General features: G+C 72.1%; 19 protein-coding genes. 10 read left to right on the top strand and 9 right to left on the bottom strand.

The features are described from left to right. On the bottom strand, positions 1–863 hold an 863-nt coding region (locus tag AC2H6A_RS07775), incomplete at its 3' end, for an SDR family NAD(P)-dependent oxidoreductase (RefSeq protein WP_484272588.1). A gap of 271 nt (positions 864–1,134) precedes the next feature. Between AC2H6A_RS07775 and AC2H6A_RS07770 the strand changes: the two genes are divergently transcribed. Beyond that, positions 1,135–2,268, top strand: a complete 1,134-nt coding sequence (locus AC2H6A_RS07770) for an acyl-CoA dehydrogenase family protein (RefSeq protein ID WP_484272587.1) — start codon at positions 1,135–1,137, stop codon at positions 2,266–2,268. Positions 2,269–2,356: 88 nt separating this feature from the next. Then, positions 2,357–3,604, top strand: a complete 1,248-nt coding sequence (locus AC2H6A_RS07765; protein ID WP_484272586.1) for an acyl-CoA dehydrogenase — start codon at positions 2,357–2,359, stop codon at positions 3,602–3,604. Positions 3,605–3,678: 74 nt separating this feature from the next. On the opposite strand, the gene AC2H6A_RS07760 is transcribed toward AC2H6A_RS07765, so the two are convergent. From AC2H6A_RS07760 to AC2H6A_RS07740, 5 genes are all read right to left on the bottom strand, one after another. Next, positions 3,679–4,452: an SDR family NAD(P)-dependent oxidoreductase gene (locus tag AC2H6A_RS07760; protein ID WP_484272585.1), complete on the bottom strand. Its 774-nt coding sequence runs from the start codon at positions 4,450–4,452 to the stop codon at positions 3,679–3,681. Positions 4,453–4,542: 90 nt separating this feature from the next. Beyond that, a complete protein-coding gene (locus tag AC2H6A_RS07755) occupies positions 4,543–5,310 on the bottom strand; it encodes an SDR family NAD(P)-dependent oxidoreductase (protein ID WP_484272584.1) in 768 nt (255 codons plus the stop codon). A gap of 31 nt (positions 5,311–5,341) precedes the next feature. Next, positions 5,342–6,634, bottom strand: a complete 1,293-nt coding sequence (locus AC2H6A_RS07750) for a CaiB/BaiF CoA transferase family protein (RefSeq protein ID WP_484272583.1) — start codon at positions 6,632–6,634, stop codon at positions 5,342–5,344. Between the two features lie 153 nt (positions 6,635–6,787). Then, complete coding sequence (locus AC2H6A_RS07745; protein ID WP_484272582.1) at positions 6,788–7,912, bottom strand: aldo/keto reductase; 1,125 nt, start codon at positions 7,910–7,912, stop codon at positions 6,788–6,790. Beyond that, positions 7,905–8,876 (bottom strand): SMP-30/gluconolactonase/LRE family protein, encoded by a 972-nt coding sequence (locus AC2H6A_RS07740; RefSeq protein ID WP_484272581.1) that lies wholly within the window; start codon positions 8,874–8,876, stop codon positions 7,905–7,907. Before AC2H6A_RS07740 ends, AC2H6A_RS07745 begins: the two co-directional genes overlap by 8 nt. A 117-nt stretch (positions 8,877–8,993) precedes the next feature. Between AC2H6A_RS07740 and AC2H6A_RS07735 the strand changes: the two genes are divergently transcribed. Beyond that, on the top strand, positions 8,994–9,695 hold the full coding sequence (locus AC2H6A_RS07735) for an RraA family protein (RefSeq protein ID WP_484272580.1): 702 nt from the start codon (positions 8,994–8,996) through the stop codon (positions 9,693–9,695). A gap of 15 nt (positions 9,696–9,710) precedes the next feature. On the opposite strand, the gene AC2H6A_RS07730 is transcribed toward AC2H6A_RS07735, so the two are convergent. From AC2H6A_RS07730 to AC2H6A_RS07720, 3 genes are all read right to left on the bottom strand, one after another. Further along, positions 9,711–11,285, bottom strand: a complete 1,575-nt coding sequence (locus AC2H6A_RS07730) for an acetolactate synthase large subunit (RefSeq protein ID WP_484272579.1) — start codon at positions 11,283–11,285, stop codon at positions 9,711–9,713. Beyond that, positions 11,282–12,265: an SDR family NAD(P)-dependent oxidoreductase gene (locus tag AC2H6A_RS07725; RefSeq protein ID WP_484272578.1), complete on the bottom strand. Its 984-nt coding sequence runs from the start codon at positions 12,263–12,265 to the stop codon at positions 11,282–11,284. The genes AC2H6A_RS07730 and AC2H6A_RS07725 overlap by 4 nt, the downstream gene beginning before the upstream one ends. A gap of 63 nt (positions 12,266–12,328) precedes the next feature. Further along, positions 12,329–13,777 (bottom strand): amidase, encoded by a 1,449-nt coding sequence (locus AC2H6A_RS07720; protein WP_484272577.1) that lies wholly within the window; start codon positions 13,775–13,777, stop codon positions 12,329–12,331. Between the two features lie 258 nt (positions 13,778–14,035). On the opposite strand from AC2H6A_RS07720, the gene AC2H6A_RS07715 reads away from it, so the two are divergent. The 7 genes from AC2H6A_RS07715 to AC2H6A_RS07685 all read left to right on the top strand — a co-directional run. Next, positions 14,036–15,127 carry an alpha-hydroxy acid oxidase gene (locus AC2H6A_RS07715; RefSeq protein WP_484272576.1) on the top strand — a complete coding sequence of 364 codons (1,092 nt, stop codon included), beginning with the start codon at positions 14,036–14,038 and terminating at the stop codon, positions 15,125–15,127. Position 15,128: 1 nt separating this feature from the next. Continuing rightward, complete coding sequence (locus tag AC2H6A_RS07710) at positions 15,129–15,992, top strand: FAD binding domain-containing protein (RefSeq protein WP_484272575.1); 864 nt, start codon at positions 15,129–15,131, stop codon at positions 15,990–15,992. Beyond that, a complete protein-coding gene (locus tag AC2H6A_RS07705) occupies positions 15,989–16,477 on the top strand; it encodes a (2Fe-2S)-binding protein (RefSeq protein ID WP_484272574.1) in 489 nt (162 codons plus the stop codon). Before AC2H6A_RS07710 ends, AC2H6A_RS07705 begins: the two co-directional genes overlap by 4 nt. Next, positions 16,474–18,756, top strand: coding sequence for a xanthine dehydrogenase family protein molybdopterin-binding subunit (locus tag AC2H6A_RS07700; RefSeq protein ID WP_484272573.1), 2,283 nt, complete (start codon positions 16,474–16,476; stop codon positions 18,754–18,756). Before AC2H6A_RS07705 ends, AC2H6A_RS07700 begins: the two co-directional genes overlap by 4 nt. A gap of 45 nt (positions 18,757–18,801) precedes the next feature. Beyond that, positions 18,802–19,050 (top strand): MoaD/ThiS family protein, encoded by a 249-nt coding sequence (locus tag AC2H6A_RS07695; RefSeq protein WP_484272572.1) that lies wholly within the window; start codon positions 18,802–18,804, stop codon positions 19,048–19,050. A gap of 30 nt (positions 19,051–19,080) precedes the next feature. Next, positions 19,081–20,688: a GMC family oxidoreductase gene (locus AC2H6A_RS07690; RefSeq protein ID WP_484272571.1), complete on the top strand. Its 1,608-nt coding sequence runs from the start codon at positions 19,081–19,083 to the stop codon at positions 20,686–20,688. Positions 20,689–20,690: 2 nt separating this feature from the next. Then, on the top strand, positions 20,691–21,190 hold a 500-nt coding region (locus tag AC2H6A_RS07685; protein ID WP_484272570.1), incomplete at its 3' end, for a gluconate 2-dehydrogenase subunit 3 family protein.

The raw sequence follows: 21,190 nt of genomic DNA, 5'->3' as shown, positions 1-21,190 counted from the left end.
GCCACCAGATCGGTGAGGATCGCACCCGCCTGCGCCGGGTCCGCCACCTGCGGCGCGCTCGGCCCGGGATGCCAGCCCTGCGTGATGCCGAGGTGTCCGCCACCGGCCTCGATCACCCGGGCGGTGACCGCGCTGCTGTGCCGGCTTGCCAGCCAGACCACCACCGGCGCGATCCAGCGCGGGTCGCGCCGCTCGATGTCCTCGGGGCTGGGGTTGCCCAGGTCGGCGGTCATGCGGGTGTAGGCATGCGGCGAGATGGCGTTCACGGTGATGCCGTAGCGCTGCAGTTCGCGTGCCGCGATGATGGTCATGGCCGCGATGCCGGCCTTGGCCGCGCCATAGTTGCTCTGGCCGATGTTGCCGTAAACGCCCGACACAGAGGTGGTGTTGATGATGCGGGCAGCCAGGTCGGTTTCGCCGGCCTTGTGCCGGTTCTTCCAGTGGTTGGCGGCGTGGTGGGTGGGCGCGAAGGTGCCCTTGAGGTGCACGTTGATGACCGCATCCCACTCGGCCTCGGTCATGTTGGTGAGCATCCGGTCGCGCAGGATGCCGGCGTTGTTCACCAGCGCATCCAGCCGCCCGAAGGTATCCACCGCCTGCTCCACCAGCCGGCCGGCGGCCTTCCAGTCGGAGCAGCTCTCCAGGTTGGCCACCGCCTCGCCGCCGGCAGTGCGTATCTCGCGCACCACCGCCTCGGCGGGCTGCTCCTCGGCCTTGTCGGGCGTGCCGTCGCGCGCCCCGCCGAGGTCGTTGACGATCACGCGGGCGCCATGGGCGGCCAGCATCAGGGCGTACTGGCGGCCGATGCCGCGGCCCGCGCCGGTGACGATCACCACGCGGCCTTCACACAGTCTCTGGGTCATGTCGGACCTGTCGGTTGGCGGGGCGCAGCGCCCCGGGGAGTGGGGCCGGCAAGCCGCCGGCCGCGGGATGCCGGGCCGCGCCCGGCTGCGGCCGATTATGGTCAGCGCGCACTGCCCTCGCAAAAGCGTGGCCGACCGATCGGAATCAGGCGTACGCGCCGGTCAGCGCACTCGCGCCTGACCGGGCTTTCGGACCCGCGCCATCGCGCGCGCAGGGCCGGCGCCGCTGCGGCTGCACTACCATCGAAGCCTCTTTCCGAAAGGCCGCGTCATGGAATTCGATTTCTCCGCCGACCAGAAGCAGCTCAAGGAGCAGGTGCGCCGCTTCCTGGCCGATCGCTGCGACCGCCATGCGGTGCGCGCCGTGCTCGACGGGCCGCAGTCGCACGACGCCGCGCTGTGGGCGGCGCTGGGCGAGCTCGGCTATCTCGGCGCCTCCATTCCCGAGGCGTATGGCGGGCTGGGCGCGGGCTATCTCGAAGCCTGTGTGATCGCCGAGGAGCTCGGCCGCGCGGTGGCGCCGGTGCCCTGGGGTTCGAGCATTGCGCTGGCCGCCGAGTGCCTGCTGCTGGCCGGCACCGAGGCCCAGAAGACCGCGCGCCTGCCCGGCCTGGCCGCCGGCCGCAGCATCGCCACCCTGGCGCTCGCTGAAGGCCCCGGTCGCGTGGGCCCCGGCACCGTGGCCACGCTGGCCACGCGCGGCAGCGGCGGGGTCAGCCTGAGCGGCAGCAAGGCCGCGGTTGCCGACGGCGACATCGCCGACTTCGCCGTGGTGGCAGCCATCGACGCGCCCGGATCGGCCGCGCTCTCGCTCTACCTGGTCGATCTGACCGGGCCGGGCGTGACGCGCACCGCGGTGAACACCATCGACCCCACCCGCAGCCATGCCCGCATCGATCTGCACGATGCCCCGGCCGAGCCGCTGGGCGAGCCCGGCCAGGGCTGGGCGCTGCTCGATCGCGTGCTCGATCGCGCCGCGGTGCTGGTGGCCTTCGAGCAGATCGGTGGCGCCGATCGCGCGCTCGAGATGGCCCGCGACTACGCCCTCGAGCGCTTCGCCTTCGGCCGCCCGATCGGCTCGATGCAGGCCATCAAGCACATGCTCGCCGACATGTATGTCTCGGCCACGCTGGCGCGCTCCAATGCCTACTACGCCGCCTGGGCGCTCTCCAATGACACCGATGAACTGCCGCAGGCCGCGGCCACCGCGCGGGTGAGCGCCACCCAGGCCTTCCAGCACTGCGCCCGCAACAACATCCAGGTGCATGGCGGCATGGGCTTCACCTGGCAGTTCGACTGCCACCTCTACTATCGCCGCGCCAACCTGCTGGCGGTCTCGCTAGGCGCGCTCTCGGTCTGGGAAGACCGGCTGGTGCAGCGCCTGCGCGCCGCCCGCGCCGCCTGACCTGCCGCCGCACCCGTCCGCGCCAGCCACGCCCGCATCCACACCCCAAGACATCGCGACACCGCGACCCGCCAGGACCCGCACCGCCATGAATTTCGCCGATACCCCGCAGGAAGCCGAGTTCCGCACCCAGGCCCGCGCCTGGATCCAGTCCAATGCCCCGCACGAGCTGCGCGACGAGCTCGAGGCGGCCGGCTTCGGCCAGCCCGCCCTGCGCAGCGGCGATGTGCTCAAGGCCGGCAAGGCCTGGCAGAAGCGCAAGTACGACGGCGGCTGGGCCTGCCTGCACTGGCCCAGGGAGTACGGCGGGCGCGGCGCCACACCCATCGAACGGGTGATCTGGCAGCAGGAGGAGGGCGTCTACTCGAAGCTGTCCTCGCCCTTCCTGATCGGCCAGGGCATGTGTGCGCCCACCATGATGACCTACGCCACCGAGGACCAGAAGCGCCGCTATCTGCCGCCGCTCGCCTCGGGCGAGTCGGTGTGGTGCCAGCTCTTCTCCGAGCCGGTGGCCGGCTCCGACCTGGCCGGCCTGCGCACGCGCGCCGAGAAGCAGGGCGACCACTGGGTGGTCAATGGCCAGAAGATCTGGACCAGCGGCGCGCACTATTCCGACCATGCCATCCTGCTCACCCGCACCGACCCGGGCGTGGCCAAGCATGATGGCCTGACCATGTTCTTCATCGACATGAAGAGCCCCGGCATCGAGGTGCGGCCCATCAAGCAGGTCAATGGCCAGTCGGGCTTCAACGAGGTCTTCTTCACCGACCTGCGCATCCCCGATGACCAGCGCCTGGGCACCCCCGGCCAGGGCTGGAAGGTGTCGCTCACCACGCTCATGAACGAGCGGCTGTCCATCGGCGCGGGCATGCCCACCGGCTTTCCCGAACTGCTCGATTTCTGCTGCGAGTTCGACACCGGCAACGGGCTGGCCATCGATGACCCCGCGGTGCGCTCCAGGCTCGCCACCTGGGCGGTGCGCACCAGCGGCCTGCGCTACACCGCCTACCGCAGCATCTCGGCGTTGTCGCGCGGTGAGACCCCGGGGCCCGAGAACTCGATCGGCAAGCTGGTGGCCGGGCAGACCCTGCAGGAGATCGCGATGTTCGCGCTCGATCTCCAGGGGCAGGCCGGCATCATGACCGACCCGGCCATGGTCGAGGCCGCCGGTCGCTTCCAGGCCATGCTGCTGCGCTCGCCGGCCACCCGCATCGAGGGCGGCACCGACGAGATCCTGCGCAACATCATCGCCGAGCGGGTGCTGGGCCTGCCGGCCGACATGCGGGCCGACCGCGGCCTGCCCTTCAACCAGATCCCCACCCGCACCCGGCAGTAGCGCCGGCGCAGGGCGGCCTGGCGGGCGCAAGCCCCGCTGGCCGTTTGCGGGCGGCGCCAGGGCGCCGCTGGCGCTCAGGCGTTGCGGATGGTGAGTCCGCCGTCCACCGGCAGCGTGGCGCCGGTGACGAAGCCGGCCGCAGGCATGCACAGCGACAGCGTCATGTGCGCCACCTCTTCGGGTTCCGCGTAACGGCGCAGGGCGGTGCGCCGGCGCGCGTACTCGGCCTTCTGCTCGTCGGGGATGCGCGCGGTCATGCCGGTGTGGATGGGGCCTGGGCAGATGCAGTTGACGGTGATGCCCTCAGGGCCGAACTCCACCGCCAGGGAGCGGGTGAGGCCCACCACGCCGGTCTTGGCGGCGGTGTAGGGGCTGATGAAGCGGGTGGCGCCCAGCGCCTCGGTGGAGGCGATGTTCACGATGCGCGGTGTGTCGGACTTGCGCAGCCACGGCAGCGCGGCGCGGATCATGCGCACCTGCCCGGTGAGCAGCACATCGAGGTGCTGCGCCCAGCGCTCCTCGAAGTCCTCGGAGTCGACCGGGCCGTGGCGCGAGATGCCGGCGTTGTTGACCAGGATGTCGATGCCGCCGAAGTGCGCGGCGATCTCGCCCACCACCCGGTCGATCTCGGCGCGGTTGCGCACGTCGAGCTGCCAGCCGCGCACCGTGCCGCCGGCGCCGGTGATCTCATCGACCACCGGGCCGATCGGGGTGATGTCCACGGCCGCCACCTTCGCGCCCTCGTCGGCGAAGAGATGGGCGGTGGCGCGGCCCATGCCGCTGGCCGCGCCGGTGACGATCACCACCTTGCCCGCGACGGATCGCGAGAGCTTGCTCAATCGGGCCATGGTCTGTCTCCTGGGATGGTTGTGCGCTGGCCGGTGCCCGGGTGCGACCCGACCCCGGCAGCGTGCGCGTGAGATGGGACGCGGGCGGGCTCAGACCCCGCCGCCGCCGGTGCCGCCGTCCACCCGCAGCACCGCGCCGGTGGTGAACGAGGAGGCGTTGCTCGCGAAGTAGAGCGCGGCGCCCACCACCTCTTCGGCCTGGCCGCCGCGCTTGAGCGCGATCGAGGTTGCGGCACGCCGGGCGAAGGCCTCCATGTCCCAGGCCTTGCTGATGTCGGTGAGGAAGGGCCCGCACATGATGCTGTTGACCCGCACCTTCGGGCCGAAGGCGAAGGCAAACGACCGGGTGAGGTTGTTCAGGCCGGCCTTGGCCGCGCCGTAGGGCTCGGCGTGCGGCGCCGGGTTGGCCGCCGCGGTGGACGAGATGTTGATGATGCTGCCGCCGTCACCCTCGGCCATGCGCTCGCCGATGACCGCGCTCAGGCGGAAGGGCCCCTTGAGGTTCAGGCCGATCACCTTGTCGAAGAGCGCCTCGCCCACCTCGGAGAGCTTGCCGTAGAGCGGCGACAGGCCGGCATTGTTGACCAGCACATCGACCTTGCCGAAGGCCTGGTAGGCATGGTGGATGAGCAGGTCGCAGTCATCCCAGCGGCTGACATTGGCCGCCACCGCCACCGCGCGCCGGCCCATGGCGCGGATCTCGTTGGCCACCGCTTCGCAGGCATCGAGCTTGCGCGAGGCGATGATCAGGTCGGCACCGTGGGCGGCAAAACCCAGCGCCATGGCGCGGCCCAGGCCGCGGCTGCCGCCGGTGACCAGCGCCACCTTGCCGGTCAGGTCGAAGAGGTCGGTCGTCATGCGCGGTCTCCGGTTGCGTGTGGCGCGCGGATCAGCGCGCGCCGATGGTGCCGGCTTGCAGCAGGCGCTGGATCTCGTCCTCGGCCACGCCGGATTCCCGCAGCACCTCGAGGGTGTGCTGGCCGATCATCGGCGGCGGGCGGCGATAGCTCACCGGCGACTTCGAGAACTTCATCGGGTTGGCCACGCCCGGCGCGTTCACGCCGGTGGCATGCGGCAGCTCGATCTTCACATGGAGGTGCTGGGCCTGCGGATGGGCCATGGCCTGCTGGTAGTTGTTGATCGGGCCACAGGGCACGCCGGCCTTGGTGAAGATCTCCTCCCAGTGGGCGCGGGTCTGCTGACTCAGGATCTCGGAGAACATGGCGTGCAGCTCGCCCTGGTGGGCCATGCGCGCGCCGTTGTCCTTGAAGCGCGGGTCGTCGATCCACTCCGGGTGGCCCAGGGCCTTGCACAGCGCGCTGAACTGGCCGGCGTTGGCGCTGGCCACGATGAACTGGCCGTCGGAGGCGGGGTACACGCCGTAGGGGGTGATGTTGGGCGAGTCGTTGCCGGTGCGCCCGGGGATCTTGCCGCCGATCATGTAGTTGGACAGGTGACCCGAGCTCATCGCGATCACGGTGCTGAACAGCGAGATGTCGATGTACTGGCCCTCGCCGGTGACATTGCGGTGCTGCAGCGCGGCCAGGATCGAGATGGTGGCGTACATGCCGGTGAACAGGTCGACGATCGGCAGGCCGAAGCGCTGCGGGCCGCCACCGGGGCGGTCATCGCGCTCGCCGGTGACCGACATCAGCCCGCCCATGCCCTGGAACAGGTAGTCGTAGCCGGGGCGGGTGGCCCAGGGCCCGGTCTGGCCGAAGCCGGTGACCGAGCAGTAGATCAGCCGCGGGTTGATCTTCGAGAGCGAGGCGTAGTCGAGCCCGTAGCGGGCGAGGTCGCCCACCTTGAAGTTCTCGATGCAGATGTCGGCGGTCTCGGCGAGCTTGCGCACCAGGGCCTGGCCGTCGGCCGAGGCGAGGTCGATGGCCACCGAGCGCTTGTTGCGGTTGGCCGACAGGAAGTAGGCCGACTCCTTGGTGGGCTGGCCATCGGGGCCGTTGAGCCAGGGCGGGCCCCAGTGGCGCGATTCATCGCCCGGGCCCGGGCGCTCGACCTTGACCACATCGGCGCCGAGATCGCCCAGGTTCTGCACGCACCAGGGCGCGGCCAGCACCCGGGAGAGATCGAGGATGCGGATGCCGTGCAGCGGCCCCCGGGGCGGGTTGCCGGCACCGGCCTCTGAAGAGCCGGCGGGTGATTGCGGGGTCGCGGAAGCGCTCATCGATTCTCCTGGTCGGCCGCCGGATGGCGGCCTCTGTCGGGACAGGGATGCCGGGGGACGGGTTCCCGCCGGACGGTGCGGGGATCATAAAGCCTGCCATGGCGGCCGGACGCGGGCCCGCGGTGGCGGGGTTCCGCGATCCGCGCGCCGGCATCAGGCCGGTGTGGGCGCAGCCTCGTCGAGCAGTCCCTCCGACTTGATCGCGGACCAGAACGCCGCCGGCACCGGCGTGGCCAGCAGATCCGCAGCAGCGCGCGCCTCGGCTGCCGAGCGCGCGCCGGGGATCACCGCGGCCACCGCCGGGTGGGCGAGCGGAAACTGCAGGGCCGCGGCCGCGATCGGCACCCCGAAGCGCGCGGCCAGCGCACGCAGGCGCCCGGTGCGCTCCAGGACCTCGGGCGGCGTCTGGCCGTACATGTAGCCCACCCGCTCGGGCGCCACCAGCCAGCCGCCCGCGAAGGGCGAGGCGATGATCACGCCGATCCCGCGGGCTGTGCACAGCGGCAGCACGCGGCGCAGGGCCAGGGTGTCGAGCAGGGTGTAGGGGCCGGCGATCACCAGGAAGTCGAGGTCGATGGTGTCGGCAATCCGCTCGATCAGGTCCTCGTGGCGGCCGCCCGCCCAGCTGTCGAGGTTGCGCATCTCGCGATTGCAGCCCGCGCCGATCGCGTCGATCAGGCCGGCGCTGCGCAGCGACTCGAGCGCGCGCGCCCCGCCGCCGCGATCGCGGGCGAGTTCGCCGAGCGCGGTCTCGATCTGCTCGGGGTGGTGGTAGCCATGGTCGATGTCATGCAGGGTGAGGCTGTCCACCCGGGGCAGGCCCAGCCGCGTGAGCGAGTCGCGGTGCTGCTGCAGGATGCCCGCCTCGCTGTAGTCGAAGTGCACGCGATGGCCGCTGGCCGGGTCGCGCGGGGTGCGCGGTCCGCCGCCCGGTGCCAGGGTGCGCAGGCCCTCGTCCACCACCGGTTCGGGCTCCAGACGACGGCCCACCTTGGTGTTCAGTTGGAAGGACTCGCCGCCGGCGCAATCGGCCAGCGCCAGACCCAGCCGCCGTTCTGAGCGGCCGATGCCATACCAGGGCGCGGTGTCGAAGAAGCGCACCCCGCCGGCCCAGGCCGCGGCCACGGTCTCCAGACAGGTGCCGGCGCCAAGCCGGATGTCGCCGAGCGGCGCGGCGCCGAAGCCGAGCGCGCCCACCGACAGGCGGCTGCGCCCGACGCGGCGCAGGCCGCCGGCCGGCTCGCGGGCGGTGGCGATCGCGGGCGTGGTCTCAGGCATAGGCCATCCCCTGCGCGCCGACATCGATCGCGTACACCGATTGCGAGGCGGTGATGAACAGGCGGTCGCGATGCGCGCCGCCGAAGCAGAGATTGGCCGCGCCTTCGGGGAGATGGATCGCGCCGATCTTCGTGCCGTCGGGCGCGAACACATGCACGCCGTCCCGATCGGGATCGCCCCAGGCGACCGCCGCCCAGAGATTGCCCTGGGTGTCCACCCGGAAGCCGTCGGGCGAAGAGGTGCCCAGGTCGGCGAACACCCGACGGTTGGCCAGGCGCATGCCGTCGATCACATCGAAGACCAGGATCTGTCGGGGGTGGCCGGCCCGGTGCGAGGCGCCGGTGTCGGCCACATAGAGCCGGAGATGATCGGGCGAGAACGCGATGCCGTTGGGCATCACCAGGGATTCGTCGACCACGCTCGCCTCGCCGGTGACCGGGTCGAGCCGGTAGGTGCGGGTGGGCAGTTCCTGCTCGGCCGGCGCGCCCTCGTGAAAGCCGCGCAGGCCGTAGGCGGGGTCGGTGAACCAGATCGCGCCGTCGGGATGGGTGACCAGATCGTTGGGCGAGTTCAGGCGCCGGCCCTCGAAGCGCTCGATCAGCACCGTGAGGCTGCCGTCGATCTCGGTGCGCACCACCCGGCGCCCGCCATGCTCGCAGGTGAGCAGCCGGCCCTGCCGGTCGCGGGTGTTGCCGTTGGCGAAGCCGGCCGGCTGGCGGAAGACCGACACGGTGCCGGTGGCCTCGCACCAGCGCAGCATGCGGTCATTGGGGATGTCGCTCCAGATCAGGCTGCGCAGGTCGCCGAACCACACCGGGCCCTCGGCCCAGCGACCGCCGGTCCAGATCCGCTCCAGCGCGGCGCTGCCCACCCGGCAGCGGTTGAATCGCCGGTCGAGCACCTCCACGGCCGGGTCGGGGTAGCGCACGGGCTGCTGCCAGTCGCGGTTCATCAGGCGGTCCATGGTCGGTCTCCGAGTGTCGTTGCAGCATAGCGCCGGGAATGGAAGGCCGGCATTGGACGCCACGGCCAAGACCTTCCAACATCCCGGCTTTCCACCCACGCCCCAGGGAGCCCGACGATGTTCGAACTCACCCCCGCGCTGATTGCGGAACTGCAGACCATGGACACCCCCACGGTGTGCAACGCGCTCGAGCTGCTGGTGCCGGGCCGCCGCGGCTACGGCTACACCGTCTCACCGCTGGTGTGCACCCGGCCGCACCTCAAGCCCATGGTCGGCATCGCCCGCACCGCCACCATCCGCAGCGCGCATCCCAGCGACCTCGCCGCGCCCGAGGCGCGCGCGCTGTCGGACGCCTACTACACCTACATCGACAAGGGCCCCAAGCCGAGCGTGATCGTCATGCAGGATCTCGACGAGCAGCGCGGCTACGGCTCGTTCTGGGGCGAGGTGAACAGCTCCATCCACAAGGGCTTCGGCTGCCTGGGCCTGATCACCAATGGCGGCGTGCGGGACATTCCCGACATCGCCGAGGGTTTCCAGATGCTGGCCGACCGCATCATCCCCTCGCACGCCTTCGTGCATGTGGTGGACTTCTCTCGACCGGTCGATGTGGCCGGCATGCGGGTGCGCGATGGCGATCTGATCCACGCCGATCAGCACGGCGCGGTGGTCATCCCCCACGAGGTGGCCACCAAGGTGCGCGGCGCGGCCGACCAGATCATCCGCCGCGAGCGGGTGATCATCGAGGCCGCGCGCAGCCCCGGCTTCGACATCGACAAGCTGCGCGCCGCGCAGGGCAAGGCCTCGGAGATTCACTGAGGCCTGGCGCCAGGCTCAGATCAGCGCCTCGATCAGCGAAGGTCCTGGCTGCGCAAAGGACGCGGCCAGCGCCTTGTTGAACGACTCGGCGCTGTCCGCCCGCCAGGCGGTCACGCCCATGCTGCGGGCCATGCCCACCCAGTCGATGGTCGGGTCGGTGAGCTCGAGCATGCTCATCGCCTTCGGGCCGGGCGCATGCGCGCCCACCCGCCCGAACTCCACCTGCAGGATGCCGTAGCGGCGGTTGGCGAAGATCACCGTCGTGATGTCCAGCCGTTCGCGCGCCTGGGTCCAGAGCGCCTGCACGGTGTACATGCCGCCGCCATCGCCCTGCAGGCACAGCACCCGCCGGCCGGGCGCGGCGATGGCCGCGCCGGTGGCGGTGGGCAGCGCATAGCCGATCGAGCCGCCGGTGAGCTGCAGCCAGTCATGGGCCGGCGCGCCGCGGGTGCCCATCACGGTGCCGTGGCCGGAGGTGCCGCCCTCGTCGACCACCACCGCGTTCTCGGGCAGCAGATGGCCCACCGCCGCGCCGATCGCGCGGGCGTCGAGCTTGCCGCTGGGCAGTGCCGGTCGGTCGGCGGCGGCGAGCGGCGCCGCCTTGCCGCTGGCCCCCACGGCCTGGCCGAGCGCATCGAGCGCGCCGTCGAGATCGCCGTCGCGGCCGGCCACCTCATGCAGCGTGCAGCCCTCCGGCGTCAGCCAGTAGGGCTTGCCGGGATAGGCGAAGAAGGTCACCGGTGCCTGGGTGCCGAGCAGGATGATGTGTCGGGTGCCGGCCAGCATCTCGGCGGCCTGTTCGCCGAAGTAGGGCAGGCGCAGCGGGGCCGGAAGACCGGCGCCGCGCCGCATCCGCGGCACGAAGGTATCGGTGACCAGCCGCGCGCCGGTGGCCGCTGCGATGCGCGCCGCGGCCTGCACGCGCGCTTCGGTGAGCACCCCGTTGATCAGCAGCACGCAGGGCTCGCCGCTGGCCAGCGCGCGGGCCGCCGACAGCACCCGCTCGCCATCGATCGGGGGAGGGCTCAGGCGCGGCAGCGGCGCCGGAATGGGCGCGGTGGTGGTGTCCCATGCCGTGTCGGCGGGCAGGATCAGCGTGGCCACCTGACCGGGCGGGGCGAGCGCGGCCTGGATGGCTGCGGCGCCGTCGGCGGCCACGGTATCGGCGCTGGCTGCGGCCTTCACCCAGCCCGAGACCGGCCGCGCGATGGCCTCGACATCGGAGGTGAGCGGCGCGTCGTACTTGCGGTGGTAGGTGGCGTGGTCGCCCACCACATTGACCACCGGGGTGCGCGCCTTCTTCGCGTTGTGCAGGTTGGCCAGGCCGTTGCCCAGGCCCGGGCCCAGGTGCAGCAGCGTGGCCGCCGGGGTGCCCGCCATGCGGCCGTAGCCGTCGGCCGCGCCGGTGACCACGCCCTCGAACAGACCGAGCACGCAGCGCATCTGCGGATTGGTGTCGAGCGCGGCCACGAAGTGCATCTCGGAGGTGCCCGGGTTGGTGAAGCAGACCCGCACGCCGGCATCGACGAAGGTCTGCACCAGGGCTTCGGCGCCGGTGCGGCCGGCGGGCTGGCTGGGGGAATCGCTCATGCGCGGTCTCCATCGGATTGGCGGGGGGTGGTGGCCGCGCTGCGCCAGGCGGCGGCGAAGGCGTCCTCGTAGGCCTGCTCGGGCTCGGCGCGCACCATGGCGTCGAGCCGATGGGCGTCTTCGCCCACCAGGATGCGCCAGCGGTCTTCGCGCACACCGGCGAGGATGATCCGCGCGGCCTCGTCGGCACTGGTGGGCGCCTTGTCGCGGAACTCCAGCGCGCGCTGATGCAGCAGCTGGCGGATCTGGTCGTCGCTCAGGGCGGCCACGGGGGCGCCGGCGCGCACCAGCCGCGCGCGGGCCTGGGCCACCCGCTCGGCCGGCAGGGTGAGGGGCTCGGTGCCGCTCAGCACCCGCCCGGTGTTGATCGAGATGCCGGTGCCGATGTGGCCGGGCATCACCACCGCGCAGCGCACCTGCGGCGCGCTCAGGCGCAGGTCGGTGATCAGCGCCTCGGTGAAGCCCTTGACCGCGAACTTGGCCGCCGAATACGCGGTGTGCGGCACGCCGGGGCCGAGGCTGGCCCAGAAGCCGTTGACGCTGCTGACATTGACCAGGAAGGCCGCGGGGCTGGCCATCAGCATGGGCAGGAAGGCGCGGCAGCCGTTGTACACGCCCTGCCAGCACACCCCGAAGGTGCGCTCCCATTCGGCGCGATCGCCGTCGACGAAGCTGCCGCCGCCGCCGATGCCGGCGTTGTTGAAGAGCAGCGCGATGTGGTCGGTGCCATGCACCCGGGCCACTGCGTCGCGGAAGTCGAGCATCTCGTCTTCAACCGCCACATCCACGCGGTGGATGCTCACCCGGGTGCCGGCCGGCGCCTTCTCCAGGCACTGTTCGCGGGTCTGGGCGAGGCCGGCGGTGTCGAGATCGCACAGGCCCAGGTGCACGCCCTGCGCGGCGAGCTGCTGCGCCAGCGCGCGGCCGATGCCGCTGCCGGCGCCGGTGATCACCGCGATCTGTCCTTGCTGGATCTGCATGCCATTCTCCTGGCGCCCCGGGGGCCGCCGGTAAGGGGGAAGAAATCGGGACGCGCCCCCGCGTCAGTCGAATCCGGGCGGCGGGGTGAAGCCGAAGCCGAGCTGCTCCAGGCGGCGGGCGAGCTGCACCGTGCGCAGATCGCCATAGGCCGGGCCGATCAGCTGCACGCCGATGGGCAGGCCATCGGGGCCCGCGCCGCCGGGGATGACCGTGCCCGGCAGGTAGGACACGCCGGCCAGCCCGGCCCAGAAGGTCTGCATGAAGTAGGGATGGTCGACACCATCGACGCGGATGCGGCGCTCGCCGAGCGCGCGCTGATCGTGCGCGAAGGCGGTGGTGGGCATGATCGGCGTGACCAGCACATCATGCTGCTGGAAGAACGCATGCCAGGCCCAGCGCAGGCGGGTGCGTTCCTCGTTCAGGCGCGCCCAGTCGCGGGCCCGCATCGTCTGCCAGCGGGCCTGCTGCACCGCCGGGCTGCGGTCATCGGGCGCGGCCGACTCGGCCCGCGCCACCAGCCGGGCGAACTCGTCGTCGGGCAGGCGCGCGGCCATCGCCGAGGCGAGCAGGGCCGAGAACACGGTGTGGCTGTGCTCGGGGCTGAAGGCCGGACGCGCGGCGTCATCGACGATCGCGCCCTGCGCGGCCAGCGCCCGGGCCACGGCCGTCACCCGCTCGGCCACCGCAGCCGATGACGGGCACATCGGGTCGCTGGTCCACAGCGCCACCCGCAGGCCGCGCAACGACTCGCCGAGCCCGCCGAGCGCCACCTGCAGGCCCGGCGCCTCGAGTTCGTCGGGCCGGGCCAGCAGGCCAAGGGCGATCTCCAGGTCCTCGGCGCTGCGCGCGAGCGGCCCGATCACCGAGATGTCGGTCGGCGTGCGCGCCCCGCCCAGGGCGTGGCCGCGCATCGGCAGCAGGTTCCAGGTGGGCTTGTGGCCGAACACCCCGCAGAAGTGCGCCGGGTTGCGGATCGAGCCGCCGATGTCGCTGCCGATCTCCAGGCCGGTGAGCCCCGCGGCCAGTGCCGCGGCCGAGCCGCCCGAGGAGCCGCCGGGCGTGCGATCGGGCGCCCAGGGATTGCCGGTGGTGCCGTAGATCTCGTTGTAACTCTGGAAGTCGGCCAGGCGGATCGGGACATTGGTCTTGCCGAACACATTCGCGCCGGCGGCGGCCAGCCGCTGCACGGCCAGCGCGTCGGTGCGGGCGATGTTGTCGCGCTGCGCCGGAATGCCCCAGGTGGTGGGGGTGCCGGCGAAGTCATAACTTTCCTTGATGGTCATCGGCACGCCGTGCAGCGGGCCGAGCGCCTCGCCGCGGGCGCGGGCCTGGTCGGCGGCATCGGCGCGCGCGCGGGCGCCCTCGCGGTCCTGGACCACCACCGCGTTGATGCCCGGGTTGTGCCGATCGACGCGGGCGAGGAAGTGCTCGAGCAGCTCGCGGGCACCCACCCGGCCATCGCGGATCTGGGCGGCGAGCTGGCTGGCGGACTGGAAGTGCCATGGGCGCATTGCGGGGTCTCCGGGGGTGGGGCGGCGCGGCGCGCGCCGGGCGGGCACGGGCGAGTATGGCCCAGGCCCGCGGCCGGCCCGCGGGCAAGGCGTGCGCGCTTGGCCGGTGCGCTTTCGTTTTTTCGATCCGCTTTGCCTGGCGCGGCAGGCGCGGTGCGCGAAAGCGCAGCGACCGAACCGGCGCGCATCGCCGGGCCGCCGATGGCGGGCGCACAATCGATCGGATACCTTGACAACCCACGCACCAGGGGGATCCCGATGGCAGCCGATTTCACCACCCTGCAGGAGATGGTCCAGCTGGCGCGCAGCGCCCTGGGCCGCGGCGAGTGGGACTACCTCACCGGCGCAGCCGAGACCGAGACCACCATGAAGCGCAACCGGCTCGCCCTCGACCGGCTGGCGCTGCGGGCGCGGGTGATGCACGATGTCTCGCAGGTGCATACCCGGCGCAGCCTGCTCGGGGTCGACCTGCGCATCCCGGTGCTGCTCGCCCCGATCGGCTCGCTGCAGGTCTTCGAGGCCGGCGGTGGGCTGTCGGTGGCGCGCGCCGTGGGCGAGTTCGGCGTGATGCAGATCCTCAGTTCGGTATGCCAGCCCGACTTCGAGACCCTGGCCCGCCAGTGCGACGCGCCCAAGATCCATCAGCTCTATGTGCACGGCGACGAGGCCTGGATGATGGACATCATCGCGCGCACCGTGGCCGCGGGCTACAAGGGCTTCTGCCTCACGGCAGACACCCAGATCTACAGCCGCCGCGAGCGCGACCTGCTCAAGCGTTACCTGCCCATGGCCGCGCGCCAGCCCGGCACCCGCCTGCCGCGCCGGCCGTCGGTCACCATGCAGCCCTCGATGACCTGGGACCTGATCCGCCGCATCAAGGACCGCTTCGACATTCCGCTGATCCTCAAGGGCATCGCCTGCGCCGAAGACGCCGACCTCGCGGTGCGCAACGGCGTCGATGTCATCTATGTGTCCAACCACGGCGGTCGCCAGCTCGACCACGGCCAGGCCACGCTCGAGACCCTGCCCGAGGTGGTGCAGGCCGTGGCCGGACGCGTGCCGGTGATCGTCGACGGCGGCATCATGCGCGGCACCGACATCATCAAGGCGCTGGCCCTGGGGGCTCGCGCGGTGGGCATCGGCCGCCTCGAGGCGCTGGCCATGGCCGCCGGCGGCACGCCCGCGGTGGTGCGCATGCTCGAGCTGCTCGAGATCGAGATGCAGCTCAACCTCGCCTCGATGGGCCTGTCGTCCATCGACCAGCTCCACCCCGGCAGCGTGGTGCCGGCCCAGCCGGTGGTGCCGCCCCATGTGCTCAGCGCCTTCCCGCTGCTCTCCGAGGGCTACTGACATGACCGACATCGACTTCCAGGCGCCGGCCAGCCTCCAGGATGCCCTGGCTCTGCTCGGGCAGGCCGGCCAGACCCGGCCGCTCGCCGGCGGCACCGACCTCATGGTGCAGATGCGCTCGGGCCGACTGCAGCCGCAGCGCATCCTCGATCTCAAGCGCATTCCGGGCCTGATCGGCATCCAGGCCGGGCCGGCCGGTTTCGTCATCGGGGCGGCCACGCCCTGCGCGCAGATCGGCGAGCACGCCGGCCTGGCCGCGGCCTGGCCGGGCGTGGTCGAGGCCGCGCGCCTGATCGGCTCCACCCAGGTGCAGGGCCGCGCCAGCCTTGGCGGCAACCTGTGCAACGCCTCGCCCGCGGCCGACAGCGTGCCGGCCCTGATCGCCGCCGGCGCGGTGCTGCGGGTGGCGGGCCCTGCCGGCGAGCGCGAGCTGGCCGCTGAAGCCCTGCAGCTCGGCCCGGGGCGTCATGCGCTGGCGCCGGGCGAGGTGCTGGTGGCCATCGCGCTGCCGGCGCGCGCCCCGCGCTCGGGCGATGCCTACCTGCGCCTCATTCCCCGCACCGAGATGGACATCGCGGTGGCCGGCGCGGGCGTGTGGCTCGCGCTCGATGCCGATCGCCGCGTGAGCCAGGCCCGGGTGGCGCTCGGCGCGGTCGCGCCCACTGCGCTGCGGGTGGATGCCGCCGCGCAGGCGCTGATCGGCACCCGCCTGGAAGACGAGGCGCTGGCGCGCCTGGCCGCCGCCGCGAGCGCGGCCTGCCGCCCCATCGACGACAAGCGCGGCACCGCCGCCTACCGGATTCGCGTGGCCGGCGTGCTCGCACGCCGGGCGGCCGTCATCGCCTATGAAAGGGCCTGCGCATGAGCAAACAACGCATCAGCTGCATCGTCAACGGCGAGCCGGTTGAGTTTCTCGGCAGCGCCAGCCAGAGCCTGCTTGACGCCCTGCGCGACGAGCTCGGTCTCACCGGCAGCAAGGAAGGCTGCGGCAGCGGCGACTGCGGCGCCTGCTCCATCACGCTCGATGGCCGGCTCGCCTGCGCCTGCCTGGTGTTCGCCCCCGAGGCGCAGGGCCGCCGCATCGGCACCATCGAGGGCCTCGCCGAGGGCGGCCGGCTGCACCCGGTGCAGCAGCAGTTCCTCGAGCACGCCGCCCTGCAGTGCGGCTTCTGCACGCCGGGCCTGCTGGTGGCGGCCAAGGCCCTGCTCGACCGCAATCCCGATCCCACCGAGACCGAAGTCCGCTACTGGCTGGCCGGCAATCTCTGCCGCTGCACCGGCTACGACAAGATCGTGCGCGCGGTGCTCGACGCCGCCGCCCAGCTTCGCGCCCAGGAGGCCCGCCCATGAACGACGCCGTTTCCGCGCCCGTGCTGCAGGTGGTCGGCCAGCGGCCGATCCGCCCCGATGGCGCCGACAAGGTCACCGGTCGCGCCAACTTCGGCGCCGACCTGCGCCTGCCCGGCATGCTCACCGGCCGGGTGCTGCGCAGCCCGCACGCCCATGCCCGCATCCTGTCCATCGACACCAGCGCGGCCCGCGCCCTGCCGGGCGTGAAGGCGGTGGTCACGGCGGCCGACTTCCCCGAGCCCGGCAACCAGGCGGTCGACGCCGGGGAGGGCGCGGCCACGCTGCGCGCGCTCTCCGAGAACTGCATGGCCCGCGGCAAGGCGCTCTATGTCGGTCACGCCGTGGCGGCGGTGGCAGCCACCTCCCCCGAGATCGCCGAGGCGGCGCTGGCGCTGATCGCGGTGCGCTACGAGCCGCTGCCGCATGTCATCGATGTCGAGGCCGCCATGGCGCCCGATGCGCCGCTGCTGCACGATGACCTGTTCACCAAGGGCGTCACGCCGCGCCCGACCGCGCCCTCCAACATCGCCGAGAAGATCATGCTTGGCCGCGGCGATGCTGCCGCCGCCATGGCCGGCGCCGAGGTGGTGGTCAGCGGCCGCTATGTCACGGCGCCGGTGCACCAGGGCTACCTCGAGCCGCATGCCTGCGTGGCCAGCGCCGGCGCCGACGGTCAGTGCCAGGTCTGGGTCTCCACCCAGGGCCACTTCGCGGTGCGCGCGATGTGTGCGGGGCTGCTCGGCATCGAGCTGCGCGACATCCGCGTCACGCCGGCCGAGATCGGCGGCGGCTTCGGCGGCAAGACCACGGTGTATCTCGAGCCGGTGGCGCTCGCGCTGTCGCGCCAGTGCGGCCGGCCGGTGCGCATGGTGATGACCCGCGCCGAGGTCTTCGAGGCAAGCGGCCCCACCTCGGGCTGCGTGATCGAGGCCCGCCTGGGCGCCAGTGCCGACGGCCGGGTGATCGCTGCCGAGCTGGTGCTCAAGTACCAGGCCGGAGCCTTCCCCGGCTCGCCGGTGGGCGCGGGCTGCATGGCCGCGCTCGCCTGCTACGACATCGAGCATGTGGCCATCACCGGCTTCGATGTGGTGAGCAACCGCGCCAAGGTGGCGGCCTACCGCGCGCCGGGCGCGCCGATGGCCGCGCTCGCCGTCGAGAGCTGTCTTGACGAGCTCTCGCTGCGCCTGGGCATCGACCCGATCGAGCTGCGCATCCGCAATGCGGTGCGCCCCGGCGCCAAGGCGGTGTACGGCGCCACCTTCCGCGAGATCGCGTTCATCGAGACCCTCGAGGCGATCCGCAACCACCCGCACTACCGGGCGCCGCTTGGCCCCGATCAGGCCCGCGGCGTGGCCTGCGGCTTCTGGTTCAACATCGGCGGTGAGTCCTCGGCGGCAGTCCATGTGGACGAGGCCGGCGGGGTCACCGTGGTCTCGGGCAACCCCGACATCGGCGGCTCGCGCGCCTCCATGGCCATGATGGCCGCCGAGACCCTGGGCGTGCCCATCGCCCGCGTGCGCGCCATCGTGGCCGACACCTCGGCCATCGGCTTCTCGGCCACCACCGGCGGCAGCCGCGTCACCTTCGCCACTGGCATGGCGGTGGTGCAGGCCGCCGGCAAGGTGGTCGACGACCTGCGCCGCCGCGCCGGTCTGATCTGGGAGTGCCCGCTCGATCAGGTGCAGTGGCAGGGCGGGCAGGCGGTGTGCACCGACCCGTCCAAGACCGTCAAACCGCTCACGCTGGCCGAGATCGCCGGGCGCAGCGCGCGCACCGGCGGCCCCATCGCCGCCCATGCCTCGCTCACCGCGCAGGGCGCCGGGCCGGGCTTCGCGGTGCATCTCTGCGACATCGCGCTCGACCGCGAGACCGGCCGGCCCACCGTGGTGCGCTACACCGCCGCGCAGGATGTGGGGCGCGCCATCCACCCCTCCTATGTCGAGGGCCAGATCCAGGGCGGCGTGGCCCAGGGCGTGGGCTGGGCGCTGAACGAGGCCTATCTGTACGACGATGCCGGCCGCCTGCTCAACCCGGGCTTCCTCGACTACCGCATGCCGGTGGCCAGCGACCTGCCCATGATCGACACCGTGCTGGTCGAGTCCGCCCCCAACAAGCGCCATCCCTATGGCGCCAAGGGCGTGGGCGAGGCCCCGATCGTGCCGCCGCTGCCAGCGGTGGCCTGCGCGCTCAGCCGCCTGGTCGGTCATCGCCTGACCGAGCTGCCGCTCTCGCCACCGGTGCTGCTGCAGGCGCTCGATCAGCCGGGCGCGGCGGGCTGATACGGTCGTGGGTGCCGCCTCACCGAGTCACCCGAGCTGGTCCGCATGGCCTGGGTGAGTTCGGTGGATTCGCGCGTGCGCGAGCTCGCCGGCGGCCTGTCCCGTTTCGAGGTGCCCGCGGCCACGGTGCGCGGCCTGATCGCCGCGCTCGAAGCCCGCTGGCCGGGCCTGGGTTCGCATGTCGAGTCCGCCATGGCCCTGGCCATCGACGGCGAGATCCATCACGACGCGCTCGGCGAGCCGCTTGCGGCAGATGCCGAGGTGGTGCTGATCCCGCGCATCGGCGGCGGCTGAGCCGCGCCACCCAATCCCTCAGGAGCTGCCGTGGCCGAAGACATCATCGATGTGCTGATCGTGGGTTCGGGCGCCTCGGGCGCGGCGGTGGCCTGGAGCCTGGCCGAGACCGGCATGCGCATCGTGTGCCTGGAGCAGGGCGACTGGATGAACCCGGCCGACTACCCGACCACGCGCATGTCCTGGGAGGCCGAGGCCCACGGCGCCTACTCCACCAGCCCGAACATCCGCCGCCGCGAGACCGACTATCCGATCGTCGAGCACGAGTCGCCGATCTCGATCGTGAACTTCAACGGCGTGGGCGGCAGCACGGTGCTCTACTCGGCGCACTGGCCGCGCTTTCATCCGTCAGACTTTCGCGTGCGCAGCCTCGATGGCGTGGCCGACGACTGGCCGATCGACTACGCCACGCTCGAGCCCTGGTTCGAGCTCAACGACCGCATGATCGGCGTGGCCGGGCTGGCCGGCGACACCGGCTCGCCGCTGCGGCGCCCGCCCATGCCGCCGGTGCCGCTGGGCCGCATGGGCGAGGCGATGGCGCGCGGCTTCAACCGGCTGGGCTGGCACTGGTGGCCGTCGGACAGCGCGATTGCCACCGTGCCCTACGAGGGGCGCGAGGCCTGCGGCAACCTGGGGCCCTGCCACTCGGGCTGCGCGCGTGGCGCCAAGAGCAGCGCCGATGTCACCTACTGGCCGGTGGCGCGCCGTGCGGGGGTGGAGCTGCGCACCCGGGCGCGGGTGCGCGAGGTGCTGGTCGATGAGAACGACATGGCCACCGGCGTGGTCTACCTCGACCCCGAGGGCCGCGAGCACCGGGTGCGCGCGCATGTGGTGGTGCTGGCCTGCAACGGCATCGGCACGCCGCGCCTGCTGCTCAATTCCACGTCGGCGCGCTTTCCGAATGGTCTGGCCAACCGCTCGGGGCTGGTGGGCCGCAACCTCATGCTTCACCCGTGGGGGCTGGTGCAGGGCGTGTTCGACGAGCCGCTGGCCTCGCGCTACGGGCCCTCGGGCTGCTGCATCCTGAGCAAGGAGTTCTACGAGACCGACCTCTCGCGCGGTTTCGTGCGCGGCTACAACCTGCAGATCACGCGCGGCGCGGGGCCGGTGAACCTTGCCCGCCAGGGCCTTGCGCGCGGCCAGATTCCGTGGGGGCCGGGGCACCACGAGGCCTTCGCGCGGCGCTACGGGCAGGTGGTCAACATCGGCATCTGCATCGAGGACCTGCCCGAGGAACACAACACCGTCACGCTCGACCCGGAGGTGACCGACAGCAGCGGCATTCCGGCGCCGCGCATCAGGTACACGATGAGCGAGAACAGCCGGCGGATGCTGCAGCATGCGTTCGCCCGCGGCACCGAGGTGATGCAGGCAGCCGGCGGCACCGACATCTACACCGAAGGCCCCATCCGTTACGCGGGCTGGCACCTGCTCGGCACGGCCCGCATGGGCACCGACCCCGAGCGCTCGGTGGTCAACCCCTGGGGCCGCAGCCATGATGTGAAGAATCTTTTCATCGTGGACGGCAGCGTATTCGTCACCTCGGGCGGCGTGAATCCCACCTCCACCATCCAGGCGGTTGCGCTGTATATCGCCGACCAGATGAAGCAGCGCCTGGCCAACCTTTTCGACGACTGATCATGCGTGACGACGGGTTTTCTAAGGTCTCGCCTGCTGCGGATACCGGCGCTGCCGCTGAGGGCGGCGTGTTGCTCGATGACGCGCAACACGCCGCGCTCGATGCGCTGCTTGATGTGATCGTGCCGCCGCTGCCTGAGCGCGGATTGCCGGGGGCTTCGCAGGTGGGGGTGCAGGGGCGGTTGCTTGCGCAGGCGCGGGCGTTGCTGCCGGCGGTGGTTGCGGGGTTGGCGGATCTGGAGGCGGCTGCGCATGCAGCGTATGGGCAGGGGTTTGTCGAGGTTGATGAGGCGCAGCGGTTAGCGCTGGCGCAGGCGTTGCGGGCGCGGGATGCGGGGTTTCTGGCGGAATTGGCGCTGGAGACGGTCACCTGTTATTACCAGGACCCGCGGGTGCTGGAGGCGATCGGCGTGGAAGCGCGGCCGCCCGCGCCGCAGGGGTATCAGGTGATTGCTGGGGATTTGACGTTGCTGGAGCCGGTGAGGAGGAGGGGGGAGATTTG

The sequence above is a fragment of the Quisquiliibacterium sp. genome (genome assembly GCF_982640115.1).
This window is presented reverse-complemented; position numbering and strand designations above follow the sequence as displayed.